Below are 24,349 nucleotides of genomic sequence, written 5' to 3' on the forward strand. Positions count from 1 at the left end.
AAATGCTGAAAAGAAAATAATTAGTGGCTAAATTATAGAAGAGAGGGATTATTTTGATACAACGTGCATGGTGATGTGGTAATAAAAGAGGGGAGGTTACATTGTTGACAGGCATAGATTTCACAAATAACCTGCTCCTGTCAGCATTGATTTCAAAAATCAATCGTAATTTAATTCTAAATCACAAACGATTCATAAGATATATGAAGATAGTGTTCGATAAACTCAGCTAACCCGTCATTTTCGTGGTGCCCTGTAACAAAATCAGCAGCTGCTTTAACTTCATTGCTCGCATTCCCCATAGCAACACCTGTACCTACATGACGAAGCATCTCTATATCATTTGGACCATCTCCAATCGCGACAGCTTCATTTGGGCTAATGCGAAATGGATGTAGTATGCTTTTTATAGCCTCCCATTTGGAAACATTAGGAGCCATAATTTCAAAACCATCATTCCATTCGACAATTCTTGCTTCCTTTTTAAACTGGGCGGATAATTCAGGACTTTGTGTACCTGTTCGAACACTATATTTAAGAACATCCTGATAATCGGCATGTCTTAAATCTCCAATATACCGTGGCGGAGTTTGCCCAACTTTTGTCCAATATTCAATTTCCTCATTAGATTTCTTACAATAAAGCCCTTTTGGGGTATGGATCAAAACATTACATGGATCATCCGCTGTCAGCTGGTGAAATTTGTCTTCGTTCAATTGGACAGGTTTTTTCTGTATGATTTTTCCGGTAACTGCATCGTGAATAGCAGCACCATTTAAACAAATCATCGGAGTTTTTAGTTCCATTTCCTTATGGTAGGGAACTGTTACCTCATAGTGCCGACCAGTAGCTAAAAATACTTTAACTCCCTGATTTATAAGTCTGTAAATAGCTTTCTTATTACGGCAGGAAATTGTGTTTGAAGGATTTAGTAATGTACCATCCATATCGATAAATAATGCGCGTACTTTCATTTAATTGACCTCCTTATTTGGTTGCTAAACTCATCATATCACTTGATTATTAAAGCTCAGTAAATACTGTGTATAATTTAAATGAAGTTTATGGAGTAACCGTTTATGGATGTTTAGTAGCTTTTTTCGTATATTTATAGTATCTTTATTCACAACTACTTTAAGAAAGTGTTAGTAGTCATGGAGCGGTTTAGTGGAATAAGAACTGGAAAGAAGAATGGTAAAATAATTATTTACAGAGGTGCTAAAAGATGAAATTAGAAATTTTAGATTCAACTTTCTCTATTATTAAAATCCCCCCAACTGAGGCAATACCGTTTTGGGCAACTAAGGGCGATATGTTTTCTATTACTCGTACTAATGAGGAACTTTCTATTTTATGCCCTTCAGATTGTTTACCTACTAGTGATGAAGTGATTCAGGAAGTTGAAAATGACTGGAAGTGTATAAAGATTATAGGGGTGTTGGACTTTAGTTTAACAGGGATATTAGCCTCTTTAGCTACTCCTTTATCAGATTATAAGATAAGTGTTTTTGCAATATCTACTTTTAATACAGATTACCTGCTTGTTAAAAATCATTCTATTGAAAAGGCAAAGTTAGTTTTAGAGAAGGAAGGGCATACATTTAGAAATATTTAAATAGACGATTACGCTATAGAAGGGCTTTTGACCATTAAATAAAGGAGCTAAAAAATTTGAAATGTTTTCTCATCTTCATTGCACTTTAAGCTAATATGGGATATTCGTTTTACTTATACGATATATTTTATGAAAAGCATGGGGATTAATAACTTCAAAAAATGGGAGATGAATATTTCAACCAAACGAATGCTTGATATGTTGTTACAGTGTTCAAATAAACAACAGTTTAATAAACGGTTTACCTGAACACCTATTCTAAAAAAAGTAGAGGGGGGTAAAAGTTTAAGAATACAGACTTACTAAAACTCTAGAGTAGAGACGAAAAATAATCTCATATGTACTTAATCCCAGAAATCTTCTTAGATCAGACCCTTTTTAAAAATACAAGATAATACAAAAGAATAATAATGGTGAATAAAGAAAAAATAAACCAAGCAAATGCTGGGTTTACACTATAAAGCATCCATCCGCCCAAAATACTACCTAAAGGTCTGCCGACTCCATCAGATAATTTACTTATACCAAAGTAGAGACCCATATTACCGGACCTATCAGAGTAATTTGCTATAGATGTTTCCATGATAGGTAATATCAAAATTTCTCCAATAGTGAAGAAAATAATAGAAATGAATAATACCATATAATTATGTAATAATGATAACGTAAGAAATGATAAAAAAATCATTGTAATACCCAGTATTATGAAAAATCCTGGTTTATTATACTTCGTCACGCATAGACCTGCCGGATATTGTAAAGCTAAACCTGTTATTCCATTAATTAGAAATAGTATTTGAATTTGATTTGTAAATTGTTTAGCGTAATCTGGTAGAGTTACAAATAGTTGTGCAAATAAAATATAAAACATAAGCATAAAAATCATTAGATGTATAAAGCCTTTATTGTGAAGAATTTCTGTTAGGTGTTGAAGTGATATTCTCTTAATTTCTGAAATATTTTTATAAGAATCAATACACACAACGATTAATAAAGATCCTAATAGATAAAGAATTCCCGCAAATATAAAAACAAAATCTAAATTTCCAGCCCATATAACGATACCTGATAAAATAGGGCCAAATAGTAATCCAGCGTTGGTAGCACTTGCTCTTAAAGAGGAAACCTTTGCCCTGTCTTCGTATTTAGAGCTTTTCATAATAAGGGATTGTAAAGAAGGAACTGCAAATCCTCCGCCTAAACCAGCAAAAGCAGAACAGATTAATAATGAATAGTAGTTGGAAACACATCCCACTCCGATAAACCCTATGCCTCTAATCATTTCACCTAAAATAGCTATCCTTTTGTAACCATAGAAGTCACCAAGTGGACCAAATAAAATAGGTGTTACTTTTTGAGTAAAAATATAAGTCGCAGTTAATGTACTTACTTGTGTTAAGTTAATACTATGTATATCTGTCAGCATAGGAAATAAAGGCATTGCTGTATAACCACCAGTTGATAGTATAAATATTAGAAATGTCAGAATATACGTTTGCTTAGTCATATGATTCCTCCTATAATTAATGATATCTGAAGAAAATTAATAATAGAAACGAATTATTTTCATACAATTAATCAAAAAAATTAATTAATAGAAGGTGGAGGGTATGGACTTTGAGCAATTAAAGACATTTGTATCTCTTGCTAACAGTAAGAATTTCACAAGAACAGCAGAAGAAATGAATGTTGTCCAATCAACGGTTACGGCAAGAATAAAATTACTGGAAGAGGAGGTTGGGGAAACTTTATTCATAAGGAAAACGCGTAATGTAGAAATAACCGATGCAGGAAAGACATTTTTGACTTATGCTAATCAAACATTAGAAATAATGAATGAAGGAATTGAGACTACCAGGATTAAGTCAAATTTTAATAATAACTTAGTAATAGGTGGAATGAATTCGCTATGGGATACACCCATTTTTGGTCAAATTAACGACTATCAATCTTGTAACCCCAAAACAGCGATACGTCTAATCACTGGACATTCCGATGATATTATAGAGAAAATCCAATATGGATTAATAGATGTTGGATTTGTCTATAATCCCCCTCATTCGTCTTTGTTTAACATCTATACCATTAGAGAAGAACCTATATTTTTAGTAGGCTCACCAGAGTTAGTTAGAAAGTTAGGTTCTGTTAAATCTGAAGCTATAAAAGACATTCCTTTTATTCATTATAATTGGGGGACAGAGTTCTCTGAATGGTTTGAGGCCGTGTTAGGAAAGCATGAAACAATGCGATACAGAGTTGATCATGCAGGAGTTGCTGTACGACTTATACTAAATGGAGAAGGTATTGGATTTATGTTGGAGAGCATTATTGAAAAGTATGAGAGAGAAAATTTAATTTCTCAAATACCTTTTTATCCACGAACAAGCATTCCCAAAAGAAAAGTATTTATGGTAAGTTCTAAAAGCGGACAGGGAATGGTAGACGCATTCTCACAATACATGATAGCTAAAAATAAGGATTATTAATAAAAGACACTAAAACTAAAGTGAATATGTGGAATAAATTTTACACCAGAAACCTTATCTCTGCTATGAAACCAACTATTAGAAAGTCACAAAAACTTACAAAACAGATGAAAGAAATATAAAAAACGTGAGTTGAGTAGACACATTATGCAGTACGCAAAACCCGTTTGTATCAAGGGGTAAGAAAGCTTGAGTTTTCCTACAGTCATTTTCTGATTTGCTGTGATTCGATTGTTTATTTTGGATGTTCAGAAGATGAGTTTAAAGTAGAGAAATGTAGGTGACTTTGGAATGACTCATCAAAAATACGAACCATTGTTTGCACCTATTCTCATTCGTAGGTTTACATATGCTGAGTGGCGTTTTTCAGGTTTTTACCATCCGGTATGTATTCGAACGCATAAATTTAATGACATTAATGTAGTGTTTTTTCATATAATATCTTGGGGTGAAAAAATGGCTATAGTAAAATACACAAGTTCGGACGTTGATTTAATAGCAAGAATGGTGAGGGCGGAAGCTGTAGGTGAAGGGAAACAAGGAATGTTATATGTCGGAAATGTAATAGTTAATCGTGCTAAAGCGGATTGTTTAGATTTTAGAGATGTAAGAACAATTCGAGAAGTAATTTTTCAAGTACAGGGAGGAAATTATGCTTTTGAAGCTGTTCAAAAGGGGAATCTTTTTTATCAAAGAGCGAGATCGGCTGAGAAGAATTTAGCAAGAAAGAACTTGAAATATTGGAGAGAACACCCAGCGAAATATGCCTTATGGTATTTCAATCCATATGGTCCATGTCCTCAAACATGGTATGGTGAACCTTTAACTGGTGGTTATAAAAATCATTGTTATTACGAACCAGCAGCAGGAACATGTGCAAGTGTTTATTAAATTATTGTACTTTTGCAACAAAAAATAGAACCTTGAAATCAGTTCTACGTTAACAGGGTTTATTTCATAGATCGACTATTTTTAGCATTGTTGAATAATGTAAGATTCAAGTGCAGGGTTATGTATGTTTGCCTTTCATTACTCTGCACTTGACGTTTTGATAAAAAAGACTTGTCAGACTCCCAAAAAAGAAGGAAATTTGGACAAGTATATTCTGAAGTTTTTGTGAAGCGTAACAAGGGAAGAGTTGAACAAGACTATTATCCAGGGTTGATTGTCTTTTTTATGAATTATTGGAATTGTGGATATATGTAATTATAAGGATTTATACTACCTAGAATAAAAGGTGGGGGGGTACTTCATTTATTTTTATGACTGCGATAATACCTTTTGAAATACATACAGGTACTTTAGAGCAAAGACACTCTTCTTATGTTGAAGATGTGAGGGTTCCAAATCAACATTGATGAGATTGGAGGAGTAGTATGCTTAGGCTGGTCTGTTTCGGGGATAGTATTACAGCACGAAAAGAAGGGTGTAGTAAACCTATGTTAACAACAAAACTATCTAGTGAATTAGAAAACTTTGACATAATCAATGCTGGTGTTTCAGGCGATAACACTTGTGATGCGTTAACTAGGATTGAGAAGGATGTCATAAAATTTAATCCCGATTTAGTTACTGTTTTATTTGGTGCAAATGATGCTGCAATTCATAAAATGTTTGACATATACACTTATAAAACAAATCTTTACAAGATAACACATCTTGTTAAACCACAAAAAATTATTTTCATAACACCATCACCTGTGGACGAAAATTCACAATTTGCACGAACTAATGATACGTTAAGTAAGTACGCATTAGTTGTTAAGCAAGTTGCAAATGATACAGGTAGCCAGTACATCGATTTATTTAATGAAATGATTTCATTAGAAAATTATCCAAAAATATTAAAAGGTTTAAGAGATGATGGTCTCCATTTTGGAGAAGAAGGTTATAATTTTCTTTCAGGGTTAATTACCAAGAAAATTAATGAGATGTTTCTGAGATAATACAGATTAGCAAAATTTCTTTTACCCTTGCACGTAAATATCATAGGAAGTATGCATCTATGGATAATTAAGATCGTAAATTCTAAGGGGGAAAGAGTAAGAGAAACAAGCTAATAATACCCAAAGTACAGATATAAAATCAACATAGGGAAAATGACCATTTTTATGTAAATTAATCTAGGTTTACATAATATAAATTATAGGAAGTAATGAAAATTATACTTTACATGTATCATAATCTAAGTATTCTTGGGATAGTGAGACAAAATAAAATTTTATCTGAAATGCACTACATAAATTATTATGGTTTTTTGATTTATTGTTTTCTTAGGTAACTTCACAAATTACCAGCAAAACAAATAATCACGTATCCTAGTCCTAATTTTCAAATAATCATTTCATATCTCTCTTCCCTCATGTATAATATACTTCGAGTATCGAAGAAAGGTGCGGCTCTTTATGACAGACCCTCAAAGTGTTTATTCTGACGGGAATCCAGATAAAATTTGGACCCGGGATTTTATCCGGATTTGTCTGGCTAATTTTTTTATCTTTTTAGGCTTTCAAATGACACTTCCTACTATACCTTTATTTGTGGAAAAATTAGGTGGAAATGATCAGCTAATAGGAATTATTGTTGGCGTTTTTACCTTTTCTGCGTTACTTCTTAGACCTTATGCAGGTCATGCGCTGGAATCAAGAGGCCGTCAATTTGTGTATATGATTGGCCTTGGAGTATTTGTACTTTCTGTAGGCTCTTATGCGTTTGCTACAAGTATTGTTTTCTTATTTATCATGCGGATTTTGCAAGGGATGGGCTGGGGTTTTTCAACCACTGCAGCTGGAACAATCGCCACAGATATCATTCCTCCTGCACGACGAGGAGAAGGTATGGGGTATTTTGGTTTATCCGGAAATCTTGCTTTAGCATTCGGACCTTCTCTTGGGTTAACCTTGGCGGGAGTCATGTCATTTACTTATCTGTTCTTAATTTGTGCTGCATTAGGCCTTATTGCTTTTTTATTATCGTCTAAAATACATTATAAAAAGGTTGAAAAATCACCGAATAAATCCGTTGCTATGAAAATGGATATTTTTGAAAAGACTGCATTACAGCCTGCTTATTTGTTGTTTTTTATCACCGTAACTTTTGGAGGAATTGCTTCATTCCTCCCTATTTATGCAGAGCAAAAAGGTATTTTCGGTATCGAATTTTATTTTCTTACCTTTGCTATCTTTTTAATGATTTCAAGAACTTTTTCCGGTAAGATTTATGATCATATAGGTCACTTATATGTTTTTCTTCCAGGAGCTTCGTTGATTTTTGTTGCCATGCTGCTGCTATCTTGGTTGCCAAGTACTTTTATCATGCTATTAGCTGCCTCCTTATACGGTTTAGGCTTTGGTTCGGTTCAACCCACGTTGCAGGCATGGTCAGTGGAAAAAGCTGCCGAAAATCGTAAAGGAATGGCCAACGCAACGTTTTTTTCATTTTTTGATTTAGGTGTTGGTTGTGGTGCAATTATTTTTGGCCAAATCGCTTTTATTTTTGATTACTACATGATTTATTTAACGGCTGCATGTTCTGTTTTTTTATCTATGATTTTATATTCATTTTATTTAGTTAAAGCACGAAAAAAATTAAAACAATCCCTTTAGAAAGAATCTCAAAGCAAAGAGTTTGCTGTTAAATCACAAGCTCTTTGCTTTATTACATAAGTTTACATAATATTATTATATTAAACTATAAATTGCTTCCCTTTTTTCCTTTGTATGTTCTTGCAGAAATATTTTGGTTTTAACTTCCTTTCCATTATATTATAATTGTTTTGTGGGGTTTTTCAGAATTTTCACTGATCTAAAAGGAGGCTTATCATGTCTGATATGGTTTGGAATCCAAGTGAGTCATTCAAGCAATCCACTCGATTATATAATTGGATGCTATCACTTGGATATCAGGATTATGAAGCGTTTTATCAACAATCCATCAACGATATTGAATGGTTTTGGGATCAAGCTGTTAAAGAACTGCGAATAAAATGGTTCGAGCCCTATACGAAGACACTTGATTTATCAAAAGGAATGATGTATCCGGAATGGTTTGTAAACGGAAAAATGAATGTTACATATAACTGCGTAGATAAATGGGCTGATAATGCAACTACATCCAAAAAACAAGCTTTAGTCTGGGAAGGTGATGACGGAGAAACGAAAACATTTACCTTTGCTGAATTAGAAAAAGAGACAAATAAAGTGGCAAACGGACTCGAGGAGTTAGGCGTCAAACCAAAAGATGTCGTCACCATTTATATGCCAATGATTCCTGAAACCGTCATCGCCATGTTAGCCATTGCTAAAATTGGCGCTATCTTCTCCCCTGCTTTCTCTGGTTATAAAGCTGATGCGGTGGCAAAAAGAATAAATGCTGCAAATGCTAAATGGCTAATCACAGCAGATGGTTTTTATCGCAGAGGTAAAGAGGTTCATTTAAAAGAAGAAGCTGATAAAGCTGTTTCTGAAGCTCCATCGATTGAAAAAGTAATTGTTGTTGATCGACTGAAGAATCAAAAAAACTGGAACCGCAATAAGGATATAGCCTGGAAGAATATTAGACATAATGAAAGCGATTACAACGTTAGGGAAACGTTTGGCAATGATCCTTTTATGATTATTTATACTTCAGGTACAACCGGTAAACCCAAAGGTGCTCTTCATACGCATCACGGTTTTCCAATTAAAGCTGGTTTCGATGCAGGTATTTGTATGGATGTTCAGCCAGAGGATACTCTTTTTTGGCATACCGATATGGGCTGGATGATGGGACCTTTTCTTGTTTTTGGTGGACTGATGAACGGTTCTAGAATTGTCCTGTTTGAAGGTACGCCTGATTATCCGAAACCGGACCGTATATGGCACCTTGTAGAAAAGCATCGGGTTACTCATCTCGGGATATCTCCTACTTTAATTCGTTCTCTTATGGGGCAAGGGGAACAATGGATTGAACCACATGATTTATCTACATTAAAGATGATAGGATCAACAGGAGAACCTTGGAATCCGGAACCTTGGATATGGTTATTCGAGAAAATATGTAAACGTAAAGTACCGATTTTTAATTACTCCGGGGGAACTGAGATTTCTGGTGGAATTTTTGGTAATGTCCTTGTTAAACCAATTGCCCCAGTTTCCTTTAATACTGCTTTACCCGGAATGGATGTTGATGTGTATGATGAGTATGGAAACTCTGTGATTAATGAAGTTGGCGAGCTTGTAATTAAAAAGCCCTGGGTAGGTATGACTCATGGATTTTATCAGGATAATGAACGATATGAAAATACGTACTGGAACCGCTACAGGGATACATGGGTTCATGGTGATTGGGTAGTCAAAGATGAAGATGGATTTTTCACGATTACCGGACGTTCAGATGATACGTTAAATGTTGCAGGTAAACGGATAGGACCAGCTGAAATTGAATCTGTACTGGTTCAACATCAAGATGTGTTGGAAGCAGGTGTCATTGGCGTCCCCCATGAAGTTAAGGGAGAAACACCCATTGCCTTTGTGGTATTAAACAATCATGATTTAAGTAAAAATTTAATGGAAGAAGAAATGAAAAATATAGCTGTAGCGAAATTGGGAAAGGCTATTTCCCCCAGTGAATTCTTTTTTGTTCAGGATCTGCCTAAAACACGAAATGCTAAAGTAATGCGAAGAGCAATCAAATCCGCATATTTAAATGAGGATAGTGGGGACTTATCAGCACTCGAAAATCCTTACTGCCTGGAAGAAATTAGACAGATTGCTAGTAAAAGTGGTTAATAAAGCCCCCTCTATCACCAGGGGGGTTTTATTATTGATGTTGTTTTTCAAATAAAGCCATCATTTCATCCACTTTAAGTGAAGTGATTTCGCCATCTTTTTGTTCAATACGAAAATAGTTAAGAGCTTTACTGGAGCCATTTAAGATAAAATCTTTAACTCTTTTTCGTTCTTCTGCCTTATCCGTTGTTCTTCTTACCCAGTTTGAAAATGGAAAGGTTTTTTTATGGATATTATTTTTCTGCTTGATTAATTGGTGCTCTTGGGTTAACTGCTCCCACTTCGATGCTGATAAGCATTTCACATGACTGTTATCCCGTAATTTTTCAAAGCCATTCATATATTTTGCGAGTTCTGGATCTTCAGGTGTTATATTGTCAATTAAGAGAAATTTACCACCTGGTTTAAGAACACGTGAGGTTTCTTTAATAAATAAATCCGGTCTTGGAAAATGATGAGGTGCAATCCGACAGGTGACAGCATCAAATGTATCATCCAAAAACGGGAGGTTCTCTGCATCGGCTAGCACAAAATAGATATTTTCATAATTTTTAAGATAGTTGGCTGTATTTTGAAGCATTTTTTTCGTGAGGTCCGTTGCGAATACTTGTTTCACATCAGGCGAAATGGTTTTCGCTACATGTCCCCCGCCAGTAGCAATATCCAGCACAATCCAATTCCTCCCAGGGTTTAGCCAATCTCTTATCATTGACAAATCCTTCCCCTCTGCATGAGATGGACTAGTTACATAGGAATTTGCATTTTTTGAGAATTGTTCAATTACTTTTGCCTTGTTCTCTTCCACTTAGTTCCCCCCCCCATGGTCTATAATTTATGGAATAGTTAAATAATACCATAAAATGTAATGTCATTCATTCAATCGTTCATTTAACTCAGAAATATTTTAACGTTTAAATTTCTAAGTTAATAGCAAAAAAGAGGATGATGAGTAGTCTCATATCCTCTAAATAAACGAATCTACACAGGATAGACTCCATGCTTTCTTTTACTAAATGTTAGCTTTTTTGTTTCATAGGCTGTAAACCGTTTCGTTAATTCATGACGTAATTGATCAGGCTGAATGATATCATCAACGACCATTTCAGAAGCCAGGCGGAAAATATCGATATTTTCCTTGTATTCTTTCTGCTTTTCTTGTATAAATGCTGCACGTTCCTCCTCAGGCAGATTAGCAATTTTATTAGCATAAACAGCATTCACGGCTGCTTCTGGACCCATGACCGCAATTTGCGCTGTAGGTAAAGCAAGACAACAATCTGGTTCAAAAGCAGGACCTGCCATGGCGTATAGACCTGCTCCATAGGCTTTTCGAACAATCACGGAGATTTTGGGAACTGTAGCCTCACTCATCGCCGCTATCATTTTCGCTCCATGTCGAATGATTCCCGCTTGTTCTACCTTTGTACCTATCATAAATCCTGGTATATCGGCAAGAAAAAGCAGTGGGATATGAAAGGCGTCACAGAGAGTGATGAATTTTGCAGCTTTATCGGCTGAATCATGGAATAGGACTCCACCTTTCATACGTGGCTGGTTTGCAATGATTCCTATGGATTGACCATCAATTCTGACAAAACCAGTAATGATTTCTTTGGCAAAGTTGCGTTTAACTTCACAAAAGCTGTCTTCATCAATTACACTATGAATGAATTCATACATATCAAAAGGTGCATTTTGATTTTCAGGAATGATTTCAGATATGGATTTTTGTGAAGGTTTGACGGGCTTAGATTCTATTTTTTCTGGTTTCAAGCTATAGTTAGGTGGAAAATAGGTTAAGTATCTTCTTGTATAGTTTATGGCATCTTCTTCTGAATTGACAAGAACATCACCAACTCCCGAAATGCTACAATGCATTTGAGCTCCACCCATTTCCTCTAAGCTGACTTTTTCCCCAATAACTTTTTCAGCCATTCGCGGAGATCCTAAATACATTGATGCATTTCCGTTAACCATTACGACAAGGTCACAAAATGCAGGTATATAGGCACCGCCGGCAGCTGAAGGACCAAATAATAAACATACTTGAGGAACCCGGCCCGAAAGTTTAACCTGATTGTAAAAAATTCTTCCGGCACCGCGCCTGCCGGGAAACATTTCAACCTGGTCCGTAATACGTGCACCTGCTGAATCAACCAGATATAGCATCGGAACTTCAAGCTTTTCTGCTGTTTCTTGTATACGAATTATTTTTTCAACCGTACGAGCTCCCCACGAACCAGCCTTTACCGTAGAATCATTAGCCATAACACAAACGGTTTCTCCATTTATTTTTCCTATACCGGTCACTACACCATCAGCTGGTAAGTTTCCGTCCATACAATTGGCAAAAAAGGCATCTTCTACGTCTAAATCCTGATCAAACAATAATTTAAGCCGTTCACGCACAAAACGCTTATTTTTTTCCTGATTTTTTTTGTGATATTTGTCATCACCTCCCTTTTTGATTTGTTCAGTAGTTTGATATAATTTTTCGTCGTTTGCCATCGTTCCACTCCTTTTACTTACCTTTATAATGGGGTTTCCTTTTTTCTTTAAAGGCTTTAATTCCTTCTATACGATCCTGGGTTGGTATGGTTTTTTTATAACATTGCTCTTCTATCTCTAATCCACTTTTCAGGTCCGTGTTGAGTCCTGATTGTATGGCTTCTTTCGCCTGCTGGACGCCAATGGGGCCATTTTCTGCAATGATAGATGCCTCGGCTAATACGGTTTCCACAAGCTTATTTCGATCGGCTATTCTTTCAATAATGCCGTACTTGTATGCTTCTTCAGCAGTTAAACGCCTGGCAGTAAATATTAAGTATTTCGCTTTTCCAGGACCTATTAATCGAGCTAATCTCTGCGTTCCCCCGGCTCCTGGAATGATGCCAAGAGAGGTTTCAGTAAGACCTAATAAAGCCTGAGTACTTGCGATACGAATATCACATGCAAGAGCAAGCTCCAGACCACCGCCAAAGGCTGCACCATTTATGGAGGCAATCACTGGTATAGGAAGTGACTCAATTCGATGAATCGTTTCTTTAATACGCTTAACCGTCTCCACGACTTTATCATCAGACATCTTTTCTCTTTCTTTTAAGTCAGCTCCTGCACAAAAGGCTTTTTCTCCACTTCCTTTAATAATCAGAACCCGAATATGGTCATGCTTTTCTATTTGATTTAAACAATCATTAAGATCCTTTAATAGCTCAACAGAAAATGCATTTGCAGCTTGTGGACGATTAAGGGTAAGAAGACCGATATAATCCTCTACCACATCAAATAACACCGTCTGCATTTATCCAACCCCCCTTCCTTGATTCATAATTTCCATTTGGTGACTCGAAAGGGACTTTTGAAGTTTTTGCTGAATATAAATAGCAGCTTCTTTTAACCTAGCTTCATCCACTCCAGTTGAAATTCCCATACCATGTAACATATAAATAAGATCATCCGTTGCCAGATTCCCTGAAGCTCCTCGAGCGTAAGGACAACCCCCAAGACCTCCTAATGAACTATCAAATGTATCGAAACCAAGCTGCATAGCAGTCAGGCAATTAGCAAGAGCTGTTCCCCTCGTATCATGAAAATGGAGTGCGATGTGATTTTGTTGAAAATGTTCTCGTATTTCGATTAAAACCCTTTCGACCTGTCTTGGATTGGCGACACCAATTGTGTCCCCTATAGATAACTCATCAATTCCCATATCAAATAAGGTTTTTGATATCGTTATGACATCTTTTACAGACACTTTTCCTTCATAGGGGCAGCCAAAAACAGTAGATAAATAACCTCTTACACTTTTATGATGTCTTTTAGCATTTTTAATGACCTCTTCTATAACTGGGTAGGTTTCTTTTATGGATTTATTGATATTTTTTTGATTATGGGTTTCACTTGCTGACATAAAAACGGAAACTTCATCGATATTTGCTGATAAGGCCCTCTCTAACCCTTTTTGATTTGGAACAAGTGCAGCATACGTAATATCCTTGTTCCTATGAATGCCTTTTGCAACCTCGAGAGCGTCTGCAAGCTGTGGTATCCACTTTGGATGGACGAATGAGGTGATTTCAATATAAGATAATCCTGTACTTGATAGATGATTTATCCATTCAATCTTATCCTGTGTTCCAATCAATTCGGGTTCATTCTGCAGGCCATCTCTAGGTCCAACTTCTTTAATCACTATCCCTTCTGGAAGCTTCATAACCGAACCCTCCCATCAATAATCATCCATTTTCGATCATCTATTTACTCTAAAACCGCCAGTGTATCTCCTTCATTAACAAAATCGCCTTCCTGAACTTTAATTTCTTTGACCATACCATTTGATTCAGATGTTATGGGGATTTCCATTTTCATAGATTCTAAAATAACAACGTCTTGATCAGATGTGATTTCTTCCCCTTCTTCCACAACAATTTTCCATACATTTCCTGCCATAGTCGATTTTATTTTTTTCATTTTGGATTCCTCCCTTTATTACCTTTTAGCAGCCCAATTGTCTTGCTATAACTAAGCGCTGAATTTCAGATGTTCCTTCACCTATTTCCAATAATTTAGCGTCACGTAAATATCGTTCAACTTCAAATTCACGCATATAACCATAGCCGCCATGTATTTGTATGGCTTGATTTGCTGCTCGAAAAGCTGTCTCAGTAGCAAATAGCTTTGCATATGCGGCTTCTTTTGTGAACGATTTATGCTGATCTTTTAGCCAGGCAGCTTTATAAACCATATTTCGGGATAGTTCAATTTCCATCGCCATATCGGCCAGCTTAAACTGAATAGCCTGAAACTTAGATATGGAATGGCCAAACTGTTCACGCTCCTTAGCATAGTCTAAGGCTTTTTCAAACGAAGCCTGTGCAATCCCAAGCCCCAGCGCACCAATAGAAATCCTTCCGCCATCTAAGGTATAAAGAAATTGTTTAAAGCCTTTCTCAGAATCACCCAATAGATTTTCCTTAGGTACTCGAACATCCTGTAGGATAATCTCAGCAGTATCAGATCCTCGAACGCCCATCTTGTCATACGGACTTCGAATGGTCAGTCCTTCAGAATTTGCAGGTACAATAAAGGCAGATACGGTTTTGCCCTTATCACCCTGACTGGTTACTGCTGTGACCGTAATCGTATCTGCATAATTGGCATTTGTGATAAAACATTTTTCTCCATTTATCACATATTCATCACCAATTAAATTGGCAGTTGTTTGAGTACCACCTGCATCAGATCCGGCATTCGGTTCTGTTAATCCAAAGGAACCTAAAGATTGACCTTGCGCGAGTGGGACGAGAAATTTTTGTTTTTGTTCTTCCGTACCGAAATAGTAAATAGGTGAGGCTCCCAGCGAAACAGCAGCAGCATAGCTTAAACCGGTACTTCCGCATATACGCCCAATTTCCTCAACAGCTAAAGCATACATAAGGGTATCTCCGCCAGATCCACCATACTCTTCTGGAAAGGGAATACCCAATAAACCTAACTCTGCCATTTCGTTAAAGACATCTTTAGGAAAGTGGGCATTCTTATCAATATCAATGGTTCTGGGCTGAATCACACGTTCCGCAAAATCTCTGACCATGTTTTTGGTCATTTCCTGTTCCTTCGTCAATTCAAACTCCATCAAAGTCCCCCTTTTTGAAATGAACTTCTTAATAGACCGACCAGTTGGTCTGTAACCGGCACAATTGAAAGCGCTTTAATTTTAGGCGGTTCTTATTTACAAATAAGCTTCAATTCTGGATTTTGTTTGGCAGATTCCGTTAAAATTCCTTGTAAGATTATATTTGAAAACGTATTTGCAATATCTTCAATCGACTTTTCCCCGTCTTTCCGATACCATTTATATGTCCAATTTACCATACCCAAAATCGACATAACTGTAATTTCCACCGGTAATGAGGAACGGAAATCTCCTGCCATTTGTCCTTCTTGAATTACACGAAAAATAAGTTGTTTAAATTGATCTCGTTTATGCTTGATAAGTTGGTCAAATTGAGGTTTTAAATAGTTGCTTTCCTGATAGAAGACTGATATGTGAGGTTTATAAAGATCAAATACTTTTACAAAAGACTGGATGATGGCGTGAAGTTGAAATGATGGTATTTCGTAAGTAGTTATTGCTTCATTTGCTTTTGTTAACACGTAAGTAATAAACGTATCATGAATCATAAATAATAGTTCGTCTTTAGATTGAAAATGATGATAAAAGCCACCTTTGGAAGTACCTGAATGCTGTACAATATCGTTCACTGTAACTCCGTGAAACCCGTATTTTTCAAACAAATATAAGGATGACTCCATTATTCTGTCTCTTAATTCTGCCATACATCATCTCCCATCCTTTCTTATATAGTTTAGTATAGCATAATATTTTGAATTTTTGAACAAAAATAAAACCTTGAACGACATAATCATTCAAGGCATAGATTAATTGTTTAAAAAAACTAAAGAATATTGTAACCAGAATCTACATAAATAATCTCACCGGTTACTCCTCGTGATAAATGACTTAACATAACAAGAGCCATATCGCCTACTTCTTCTTTTGTAATATTTTTACGTAATGGAGCTCTTTCTTCTACTTCATTCAAAATTTCATTAAAAGAAGAAATACCTTTAGCGGCTAGCGTTCTAACCGGTCCTGCAGAAATAGCATTAACACGAATGTGATCTTTACCGAGATCCTCAGCTAAATACTTTACTGAAGACTCTAATGCAGACTTAGCTATTCCCATCACCTTATATTCCGGAATAACTCGTTGAGCACCTAGGAAGGTCATTCCAATGATAGATCCACCCTCTGTCATATAAGGTTTTGCCTCCCGTGCTACAGCAATAATAGAGTATGCACTGGTATCTTGTGCATAGGCAAAGCCCTCTCTAGAGGTTTCTACAAAATCTCCCTTTAAATCCTCACCATGAGCAAAAGCGATAGAATGTACAATGCCATGAATAGTACCGACCTTACCGCCAATTTCCTTGAAGGCTTGAGCAATGCTTTCATCACTATTGACGTCACATTGTATGACCAGATCCGTATTATACTCATGCTTCTCCAAAAGTTTTGTAAGCTTTTTTTTAGAACGTTCCTGACGATATGTAAAAATCACATTTGCACCTGCCTGGTATAATGACTGTGCCACTCCCCAAGCCAGACTCCTTTCATTAGCCACACCCATCACGACAATATTTTTATCTTTTACCCTTAATAAGTCCACGGTAATCCTCCTAAACACATATTACTATCTAACCTTAGTACCTGGTTCTAATATACATGATTTACAGTTTCAGTTCAATTTCTTTCTTTACCTAAGGCTGCATTATCATCATTTGCTGTTAAATCCGCACGTTTCGTTCTTAAGTACACTTAAGCAGAAAAAACCACCTTCATTAAAAATAAACCGTTCTGTTTTGGAGTACAAAATTACAAATAGAAGGTTAAAACGCACTATAATTAGCAACCGAAATAACAACTAAAATCACAATATAATTGGCACTAAAAAACGCTCAGAAATTTTTAATCTCTGAGCGTTTTTTTTATTCTTCAACTAACGCACCCGTTTGTTGAATAAGACATCTATTATTTTCCAGACAACTTAAACCGTTCAAGCAAACTTACATTTACAACATCATTTGATTTTCTTTCCAAAGAATAAACTGAAACCGTATCAAGAATGAATTCCTCGCTAATTTCCTTTGATAATAATTCTTGAGTTTCTATATCTGTTAGAGATGGATTGTTACATAATGTGCAATGTGGCTTATAAGGAAATGGATTTTCTAAAAATTTTATATCCGATTTTACAAGTTCTTTGTGTAATTCTCGAATAGGACCTTCATCTTGTAAGGTGAAAAAGAAAATATCTGTATTTGGAAAGCTACTTACTTCTCCGAAATTACATTTAATCGGTTTTATTCGTGAGGTTACATCTCTAATAGTTGAATAGACATTACTTGGATTTTGTTTATACTGTAATACTCCTATTCCACTTGACCCAGTAACCGTTATTTCGGCGGGCAAAGACATTGTATAGCGATGTTCAGACCTTATCTTCTTTACTTTATCAGCAATTTTTTTAGGTAAATCCAATACTATGTAAGTATCTTTGTTAAAATCCTCCATTTTAAGTCCCCCAAACCTTTATTAAACTATTCTGCCTCGTTAGTTGAATAGCGTTCTCCCATGATTTTAACATAAATATACATAATACCATTCTTAAATACTAACTTTAACCATGTAAATAACATTTGTTTTAACACATGAACTCGATGGATGACAATAAGTTGTGTCACTTCACTAAAAGCGATGTGAATTCCAATGTTAATTTGCATTTATTTAATTGAAAAACCCCTTTAAATCAATAAAAATAAGCAGCCCAATTTGCCTGTTAATTGGACTGCTATTTGGTATGTTATTTCGTGTTTTGTACTCCAAAACCGAACCCGTTACATTAAAAAGGGCCTGCTTATAAAACAGACCCTTTCCTTCATTCTTCTTCTTTTGATTCAAATGGTTTTATATACTGTGGCTTTTTCCACGTGCGAACTACTTCACCGGTTATATCCGTATCGACTACAAAAGAACCATTACTATAACGATCATGCTTCTTCAACTCTAATGGATATAACTCATGAATCTCACCATTTTCCGTTTGAAACTGAACGAATTCTTCTTCTTTCATAATGTTTAAACCGACGACTCGATGTGGTTTGGATTTCAGCTCCTTAAGCATGACCAAACCTCTTTTGGCACGGGAGGATTGTTCAAAATCGGACAATACCATCCGCTTACATGCTCCTCGTTGCGTCATTAACACAATAGATGGGCTTGCTAATTCATCAAAGCATTCCCCGCTTACGACAACTTCATCCTTCTTCAGTTGAATGGCTTTAACACCAGCTGCTCGTTGACCTACAAGTTTAACTTCCGACTCATGATACCACAACCCATAGCCTTTATTAGAGGCAATAAACAGATCCTGATTACCATCTGTTTGATGCACACTTACCACTTCATCATCATCTTTCAGATTAATTGCGACTAGTGGTTTTGAACGTCTTTGAGCATCATATTGATTTAATTCCGTCTTCTTAACCATTCCATTTTTCGTAAAGAACAAGAGGTATTGATCATCAGCAAATTCTCTTACCGGAACGACTTTAATAACCTTTTCCTCAGGTTCTATAGAAACAAGATTAGCAACATGCTGACCTAAATCCTTCCATCTGATGTCAGGTAGCTCGTGAACATGGACATATAAGTAATTTCCTTTATTCGTAAACAAGAGGAGTTTATCTGTTGTATTGATTTCCTGAAGTGAAATTAGATAATCTCCTTCTTTTACAGGTAAATCACTCTCATTAGAAGCCGCATATGACCTAAGACTGGTTCGCTTCACATAACCATCTTTTGTAACGGAAACGAGGACATCTTCACTTGCAACCATCACTTCCAAATTGATTTTCAATTCTTCAATTTGCTCTTCAATTTTCGTTAATCGGTCTGTTTTATATTGCTTTTGAATTTGCTTTAGATCCTTTTTAATTTCTTTCAGTAATTTTTCCTCACTATTAAGAATGGCCTCTAATTCCTCGATTTGCTTTTGCAGCTCCTCCGCTTCTTCTTGTAAGGAAGTAACGTCTGTATTCGTTAAACGATATAGCTGTAACGTGACAATAGCCTCTGACTGCTTTTCAGTAAACTCAAACTGTTCCATCAGGCGCCGTTTTGCATCCTGTTTATCCTTAGATGCCCTGATAGCTGCAATCACGTCATCTAAGATAGAAATTGCTTTCATTAAACCGTCTACAATATGTGCACGATCTCTGGCTTTCCTTAAATCAAACTGCGATTGTCTAATCATGACATCACGCTGATGCTGTATGTAGGAATCTAAAATCGATGGCAGGCTCATTAATTGTGGGGTTTTATTATGGATAGCCACCATATTAAAGTTATACGTAATTTGTAAATCGGTATTTTTATAAAAGTAGTGTAAAACCCCTTCACTGTCAGCATCTTTTTTTAATTCAATAACGATACGAAGTCCTGTACGGTCTGTTTCATCCCGCACTTCTGCTATCCCTTCAACTTTGCGATCAAGTCGGTATTCATCAAATTTTTTAACTAGATTCGCTTTATTTACTTCATAAGGAAGCTCGGTAATAACGATTTGCTCTCTTCCGCCTCGAAGCTGTTCAATTTCCGCTTTGCCACGTAAAACTACTTTGCCTTTACCTGTTTTATAAGCCTTCTTAATTCCTTCAATCCCTTGAATGATTCCTCCGGTAGGAAAATCAGGTCCCTTTAATACCTTCATTAAATCTTCAACGTCTGCTTTAGGTTTATCAATTTTCATCACAACAGCATCAATAACTTCTTTTAAATTATGTGGTGGTATATCGGTAGCATATCCAGCTGATATTCCTGTGGAACCATTAACTAATAAATTAGGAAACTTCGCAGGTAAAACGACTGGTTCATAATCGGTATCATCAAAGTTAGGTATAAAATCTACCGTTTCTTTCTCAATATCACGTAATAATTGTGAAGAGATACTCGCTAAACGAGCCTCCGTATAACGCATGGCTGCTGGTGGATCTCCATCAATACTTCCGTTATTTCCATGCATTTCGACTAAAACATTTCGTACCTTCCATGTTTGACTCATACGTACTAAAGCCTCATATACAGATGAATCCCCGTGAGGATGATAATTACCGATTACGGTTCCTACTGTTTTAGCTGATTTTCGAAAAGGCTTATCATGCGTATTCTTTTCCTGGTGCATCGCATATAAAATACGACGCTGAACGGGCTTCAAACCATCCCTGGCATCAGGCAATGCCCGCTCCTGAATAATATACTTACTGTAACGCCCAAACCTGTCCCCAATTACCTCTTCAAAGGGAAGGTCCAAAAATTGTGCATGTTCAGTCAATGCCTTGTCCTCCTTTTTGCTATTCTCTTCATGACTATTAAGTATGAATTTTGTCGTTTTCTAAGATATTTTCATCGTCATCAAGGCTGAAGGCTACATTAGATTCAATCCAATTTCTTCGAGGTTCAACTTTATCGCCCATTAATGTAGTAATTCGTCGTTCTGCTCTGGCTAAGTCTTCAATCGTAACCCGAATTAAGGTACGTGTTTCCGGATTCATTGTTGTTTCCCAAAGCTGTTCAGCATTCATTTCGCCTAAACCCTTATAACGTTGAATCGTGTAACCGTTTTTGAATTTATTAGTAATCTCTTTTAATGCATCTTCTTCCCACGCGTACTCGGTTTTAGCCTTTTTACCTTTACCTTTTGAAACTTTATATAGAGGAGGAAGCGCAATATATACTTTTCCTGCTTCTATTAAGGGCCTCATATAGCGATAAAAAAAAGTTAATAAAAGGACTTGGATATGTGCACCATCTGTATCCGCATCCGTCATTATAATGATTTTATCATATTGAATATCCTCAATATTAAAATCTGAACCTACATCTGCACCAATCGTATGAATAATCGTGGATATCTCCTCATTTTTAAAGATATCAGAGATTTTCGCTTTTTCCGTATTAATAACTTTACCTCTTAGAGGAAGCACAGCTTGAAACCTTCTGTCCCTTCCCTGTTTAGCAGACCCTCCGGCTGAGTCACCCTCAACTAAATAAAGCTCATTTTTCTTAGCATTTTTAGATTGAGCCGGTGTCAGTTTACCGCTTAATAATGTGTCACGCTTTTTACGTTTCTTCCCATTACGGGCATCTTCCCGGGCCTTTCTTGCTGCTTCTCTAGCTTCTCTTGCTTTAATGGCTTTTTTAATAAGCTGAGTCGCCGTTTCAGGATTTTCTTCTAAGAAATAAGAAAGCTTTTCAGAAATGACATTATCTACTGCAGAACGTGCCTCTGAAGTTCCGAGTTTACTTTTTGTTTGTCCCTCGAATTGCAAGATTTCTTCCGCAATTCGGACAGAAACAATAGCCGTAAATCCTTCACGAATGTCGCTTCCATCTAAATTTTTATCCTTATCTTTTAACAAACCGTTTTTACGGGCATGATCATTTATGCTTCGCGTTAATGCAGAACGGGTACCTGATTCGTGCGTACCTCCATCCCGTGTACGGACATTATTTACAAACGATAACATACTTTCAGCAAATCCGTCATTAAATTGAAAGGCAAAATCGACTTCAATTCCTTGACTTTCCCCTTCAAAGGAAACGACAGGATGTAACGTGTCTTTCTCTTCATTTAAATAGGCTACAAAGGATTTTAACCCGTCCGGATACTGATAGGTTTCCGAAACATCATTTTGTTCATCAGATAAAACAATTTTCAAACCTTTCAATAGAAAAGCGGCTTCCCTCAACCTTTCAGCCAAAATTTCAAATTGAAATGATATGGTAGAGAAGATTTCAGAATCGGGTTTAAAACGTATTTCCGTTCCGGTTTTTCTTGTCCCGCCATGTTGTTCAAGGCTTGAAACCGGTTTACCTCCGTTTTCGAACCTTTGTTTATATATCGTTTTATCTCGATAAATGGTTACTTCAAGCCATTCAGACAATGCATTTACAACTGATGCTCCAACACCATGTAAACCACCACTTGTCTTATAACCACCTTGTCCAAATTTACCTCCTGCGTGCAGGACGGTTAAAATCACTTCAGGGGTAGGTTTACCCATTTTGTGCATTCCAGTAGGCATTCCCCGCCCATGATCGCGCACGGAAACACTTCCATCTTTATGTATCGTAACGTTTATTTCATTACCGAAACCAGCTAATGCTTCATCCACCGCGTTATCCACGATCTCAAATACAAGATGATGTAACCCACGATGATCTGTACTTCCAATATACATTCCTGGTCTTTTTCGAACGGCCTCTAAGCCCTCTAATACTTGAATAGAATCATCATTATACGAATTTTGGTTATTCAATTGCTTGTTCCCCTTTCAATACAAAAACAATTTCAATTCTATTTCCGTACTTTTCAAACCTTTAATCTACTTCTATTATAGAACAAGTGTTCCAATTATCAACATAAAGAGACATATACTCTATATTTTAAGCTTTTTTTTACGTTTCGCAAATAACCTTTTTCAACAAAAAATAAAAAATCCCTGCTCATACAGGGACTTTTATCTTAAATAACAGTTTATTTTCCTATTGTAACAGCATGGACAACCTTTATACAAGCATCCATAATAACCGTAAATTCATGCTCTTTTAAATAACTAAAGGCTTCTTCATTTTTTATACCTTGCTGCGCCCAGAAAATTTTAGCATCTGTTTGAACCGCCTCTCTTGCAATGTCAGGTAAAAATTCAGATCGTCGGAATACGTTAATAATATCAAAAGGAATGTCTATATCAGTTAAGTTAGGATAGGCTTTTTCTCCGAGTACTTCCCTTACTTTGGGGTTAACAGGAATAATACGATATCCGTTTTCTTGCATAATTTTTGCAATCTGATAGGATGTACGTTCCGGATTATTTGATAATCCCACGACAGCAATTGTATTTGACTTCTCCAATATTTCCTTCAGTTCATCCATATCTGGGTTTTGTATAGTCATTTATCAATACCCCCTTTCCTTTTATTTTATAGAAAAATTATATATAATGAAAGTGTTTACATATAAATCCTGATAAACGAAACGAAGGATTTTGAAATTCAAAAAAGTATTCTTCTTTTCATTGGTTTCGTGGTAGAATGGACTATGATCAGGTTAATAGGTATGGATGGGGCTGTGACGGAGGTTTCATGTTGTACCACATTCATTACAAAAGGGAGCAATAGAAATTATGATGTACATTATTTTTGGTTTGATCGCTTATTTGCTCGGCTCTATCCCATCTGCCTTGTTAGTAGGAAAGATTGGCTATAATTTAGACGTAAGAGAACATGGCAGTGGGAATTTAGGAGCAACGAACACTTTTAGGACACTAGGTGTAAAAGCTGGACTAATTGTTACCATTGCAGATATATTAAAAGGAACGTTGGCAGCTGCACTCCCTGTTTTGTTCGCTACATCAGCTGAACCTTTAATTATAGGGATTTTTGCAGTTTTGGGACATACATATCCGATTTTCGCTAAATTTAAGGGCGGTAAGGCAGTTGCAACATCAGGAGGCGTTGTACTGGCTGTGAGTCCTTTATTATTTGCTATTATGATCTTCTCTTTTTTAATAATTCTTAAGATATCCAAGTATGTCTCCCTATCTTCCATGATTACTGGGATTGTAGCAGTCATAAGTTCCGTTTTTCTCCAGCATATCGGTTTAATAATCATTACATCTGTTCTGACATTATTCGTCATCTACCGTCATTGGACGAATATTAAACGTATCATAAACAAAACGGAACCGAAAATTACATGGATGTAGGAAATATACAACACCTAAAATCCCAAAGGTGTTGTATTTTCTTGTACAGGGTTCTATAAAATAATACAGATGGAAAAATAAAGGAGTTA

The 24,349-nt window shown here is 36.1% G+C and carries 22 protein-coding genes; 7 read left to right on the forward strand and 15 right to left on the reverse strand.

Translation table 11 applies throughout. The features are described 5' to 3' along the window. Positions 1-176: 176 nt before the first annotated feature. Positions 177-974 carry an HAD family hydrolase gene (locus tag BMX63_RS07615; RefSeq protein WP_093133638.1) on the reverse strand — a complete coding sequence of 266 codons (798 nt, stop codon included), beginning with the start codon at positions 972-974 and terminating at the stop codon, positions 177-179. A 251-nt stretch (positions 975-1,225) separates the two neighbouring features. Between BMX63_RS07615 and BMX63_RS07620 the strand changes: the two genes are divergently transcribed. Continuing rightward, positions 1,226-1,615, forward strand: coding sequence for an ACT domain-containing protein (locus tag BMX63_RS07620; RefSeq protein WP_093133640.1), 390 nt, complete (start codon positions 1,226-1,228; stop codon positions 1,613-1,615). Between the two features lie 367 nt (positions 1,616-1,982). Here the strand turns inward: BMX63_RS07620 and BMX63_RS07625 are convergent, their stop codons facing one another. Further along, a complete protein-coding gene (locus tag BMX63_RS07625; RefSeq protein ID WP_093133643.1) occupies positions 1,983-3,122 on the reverse strand; it encodes an MFS transporter in 1,140 nt (379 codons plus the stop codon). Between the two features lie 103 nt (positions 3,123-3,225). On the opposite strand from BMX63_RS07625, the gene BMX63_RS07630 reads away from it, so the two are divergent. The 5 genes from BMX63_RS07630 to BMX63_RS07650 all read left to right on the forward strand — a co-directional run bounded on the left by BMX63_RS07630 (position 3,226) and on the right by BMX63_RS07650 (position 9,869). Next, positions 3,226-4,101 carry a LysR family transcriptional regulator gene (locus tag BMX63_RS07630; protein ID WP_093133645.1) on the forward strand — a complete coding sequence of 292 codons (876 nt, stop codon included), beginning with the start codon at positions 3,226-3,228 and terminating at the stop codon, positions 4,099-4,101. A 456-nt stretch (positions 4,102-4,557) separates the two neighbouring features. Then, positions 4,558-4,992 carry a cell wall hydrolase gene (locus BMX63_RS07635; protein WP_093134082.1) on the forward strand — a complete coding sequence of 145 codons (435 nt, stop codon included), beginning with the start codon at positions 4,558-4,560 and terminating at the stop codon, positions 4,990-4,992. Positions 4,993-5,477: 485 nt separating this feature from the next. Next, on the forward strand, positions 5,478-6,047 hold the full coding sequence (locus tag BMX63_RS07640) for an SGNH/GDSL hydrolase family protein (RefSeq protein WP_093133648.1): 570 nt from the start codon (positions 5,478-5,480) through the stop codon (positions 6,045-6,047). Positions 6,048-6,506: 459 nt separating this feature from the next. After that, complete coding sequence (locus tag BMX63_RS07645; protein ID WP_093133651.1) at positions 6,507-7,706, forward strand: MFS transporter; 1,200 nt, start codon at positions 6,507-6,509, stop codon at positions 7,704-7,706. Positions 7,707-7,922: 216 nt separating this feature from the next. Further along, the gene (locus tag BMX63_RS07650; RefSeq protein WP_093133653.1) at positions 7,923-9,869 is read left to right on the forward strand and encodes an AMP-binding protein; all 1,947 of its coding nucleotides are present in this window, start codon (positions 7,923-7,925) and stop codon (positions 9,867-9,869) included. A 31-nt stretch (positions 9,870-9,900) separates the two neighbouring features. Here BMX63_RS07650 and BMX63_RS07655 read toward each other — a convergent pair whose 3' ends face one another. From BMX63_RS07655 to BMX63_RS07715, 13 genes are all read right to left on the reverse strand, one after another. Next, complete coding sequence (locus BMX63_RS07655) at positions 9,901-10,674, reverse strand: class I SAM-dependent methyltransferase (protein ID WP_093133656.1); 774 nt, start codon at positions 10,672-10,674, stop codon at positions 9,901-9,903. Between the two features lie 173 nt (positions 10,675-10,847). Beyond that, positions 10,848-12,377 (reverse strand): acyl-CoA carboxylase subunit beta, encoded by a 1,530-nt coding sequence (locus BMX63_RS07660; protein ID WP_093133658.1) that lies wholly within the window; start codon positions 12,375-12,377, stop codon positions 10,848-10,850. Between the two features lie 13 nt (positions 12,378-12,390). Beyond that, a complete protein-coding gene (locus BMX63_RS07665; protein WP_093133661.1) occupies positions 12,391-13,170 on the reverse strand; it encodes an enoyl-CoA hydratase in 780 nt (259 codons plus the stop codon). Continuing rightward, entirely contained in the window at positions 13,171-14,082 is a 912-nt protein-coding gene (locus BMX63_RS07670) for a hydroxymethylglutaryl-CoA lyase (protein ID WP_093133665.1), read from the reverse strand. Positions 14,083-14,126: 44 nt separating this feature from the next. Next, positions 14,127-14,339, reverse strand: coding sequence for an acetyl-CoA carboxylase biotin carboxyl carrier protein subunit (locus tag BMX63_RS07675; protein WP_093133667.1), 213 nt, complete (start codon positions 14,337-14,339; stop codon positions 14,127-14,129). Between the two features lie 25 nt (positions 14,340-14,364). Continuing rightward, positions 14,365-15,504, reverse strand: a complete 1,140-nt coding sequence (locus BMX63_RS07680; RefSeq protein ID WP_093133670.1) for an acyl-CoA dehydrogenase family protein — start codon at positions 15,502-15,504, stop codon at positions 14,365-14,367. Between the two features lie 92 nt (positions 15,505-15,596). After that, positions 15,597-16,208 carry a TetR/AcrR family transcriptional regulator gene (locus BMX63_RS07685; RefSeq protein ID WP_093133673.1) on the reverse strand — a complete coding sequence of 204 codons (612 nt, stop codon included), beginning with the start codon at positions 16,206-16,208 and terminating at the stop codon, positions 15,597-15,599. A 119-nt stretch (positions 16,209-16,327) separates the two neighbouring features. Then, the gene (fabI, locus tag BMX63_RS07690; protein ID WP_093134085.1) at positions 16,328-17,107 is read right to left on the reverse strand and encodes an enoyl-ACP reductase FabI; all 780 of its coding nucleotides are present in this window, start codon (positions 17,105-17,107) and stop codon (positions 16,328-16,330) included. Positions 17,108-17,463: 356 nt separating this feature from the next. Beyond that, positions 17,464-18,006 (reverse strand): 2'-5' RNA ligase family protein, encoded by a 543-nt coding sequence (locus BMX63_RS07695; protein WP_093133676.1) that lies wholly within the window; start codon positions 18,004-18,006, stop codon positions 17,464-17,466. Positions 18,007-18,032: 26 nt separating this feature from the next. Next, on the reverse strand, positions 18,033-18,215 hold the full coding sequence (locus BMX63_RS18005) for a hypothetical protein (protein WP_093133679.1): 183 nt from the start codon (positions 18,213-18,215) through the stop codon (positions 18,033-18,035). A gap of 155 nt (positions 18,216-18,370) precedes the next feature. Next, the gene (gene parC / locus BMX63_RS07705) at positions 18,371-20,824 is read right to left on the reverse strand and encodes a DNA topoisomerase IV subunit A (protein WP_093133682.1); all 2,454 of its coding nucleotides are present in this window, start codon (positions 20,822-20,824) and stop codon (positions 18,371-18,373) included. 37 nt (positions 20,825-20,861) lie between these two features. Beyond that, positions 20,862-22,811, reverse strand: coding sequence for a DNA topoisomerase IV subunit B (parE, locus tag BMX63_RS07710; protein WP_093133685.1), 1,950 nt, complete (start codon positions 22,809-22,811; stop codon positions 20,862-20,864). A gap of 218 nt (positions 22,812-23,029) precedes the next feature. Then, positions 23,030-23,449 carry a CoA-binding protein gene (locus tag BMX63_RS07715; RefSeq protein WP_093133688.1) on the reverse strand — a complete coding sequence of 140 codons (420 nt, stop codon included), beginning with the start codon at positions 23,447-23,449 and terminating at the stop codon, positions 23,030-23,032. 229 nt (positions 23,450-23,678) lie between these two features. Here BMX63_RS07715 and plsY point away from each other — a divergent pair, with 229 nt between their 5' ends. Then, a complete protein-coding gene (gene plsY / locus BMX63_RS07720; protein ID WP_093133691.1) occupies positions 23,679-24,260 on the forward strand; it encodes a glycerol-3-phosphate 1-O-acyltransferase PlsY in 582 nt (193 codons plus the stop codon). Positions 24,261-24,349: the final 89 nt, after the last annotated feature.

Origin of the sequence: Salinibacillus kushneri (assembly GCF_900111405.1) — a bacterium.
In the GTDB taxonomy this organism is placed as follows: Bacteria; Bacillota; Bacilli; order Bacillales; family Alkalibacillaceae; genus Salinibacillus; species Salinibacillus kushneri.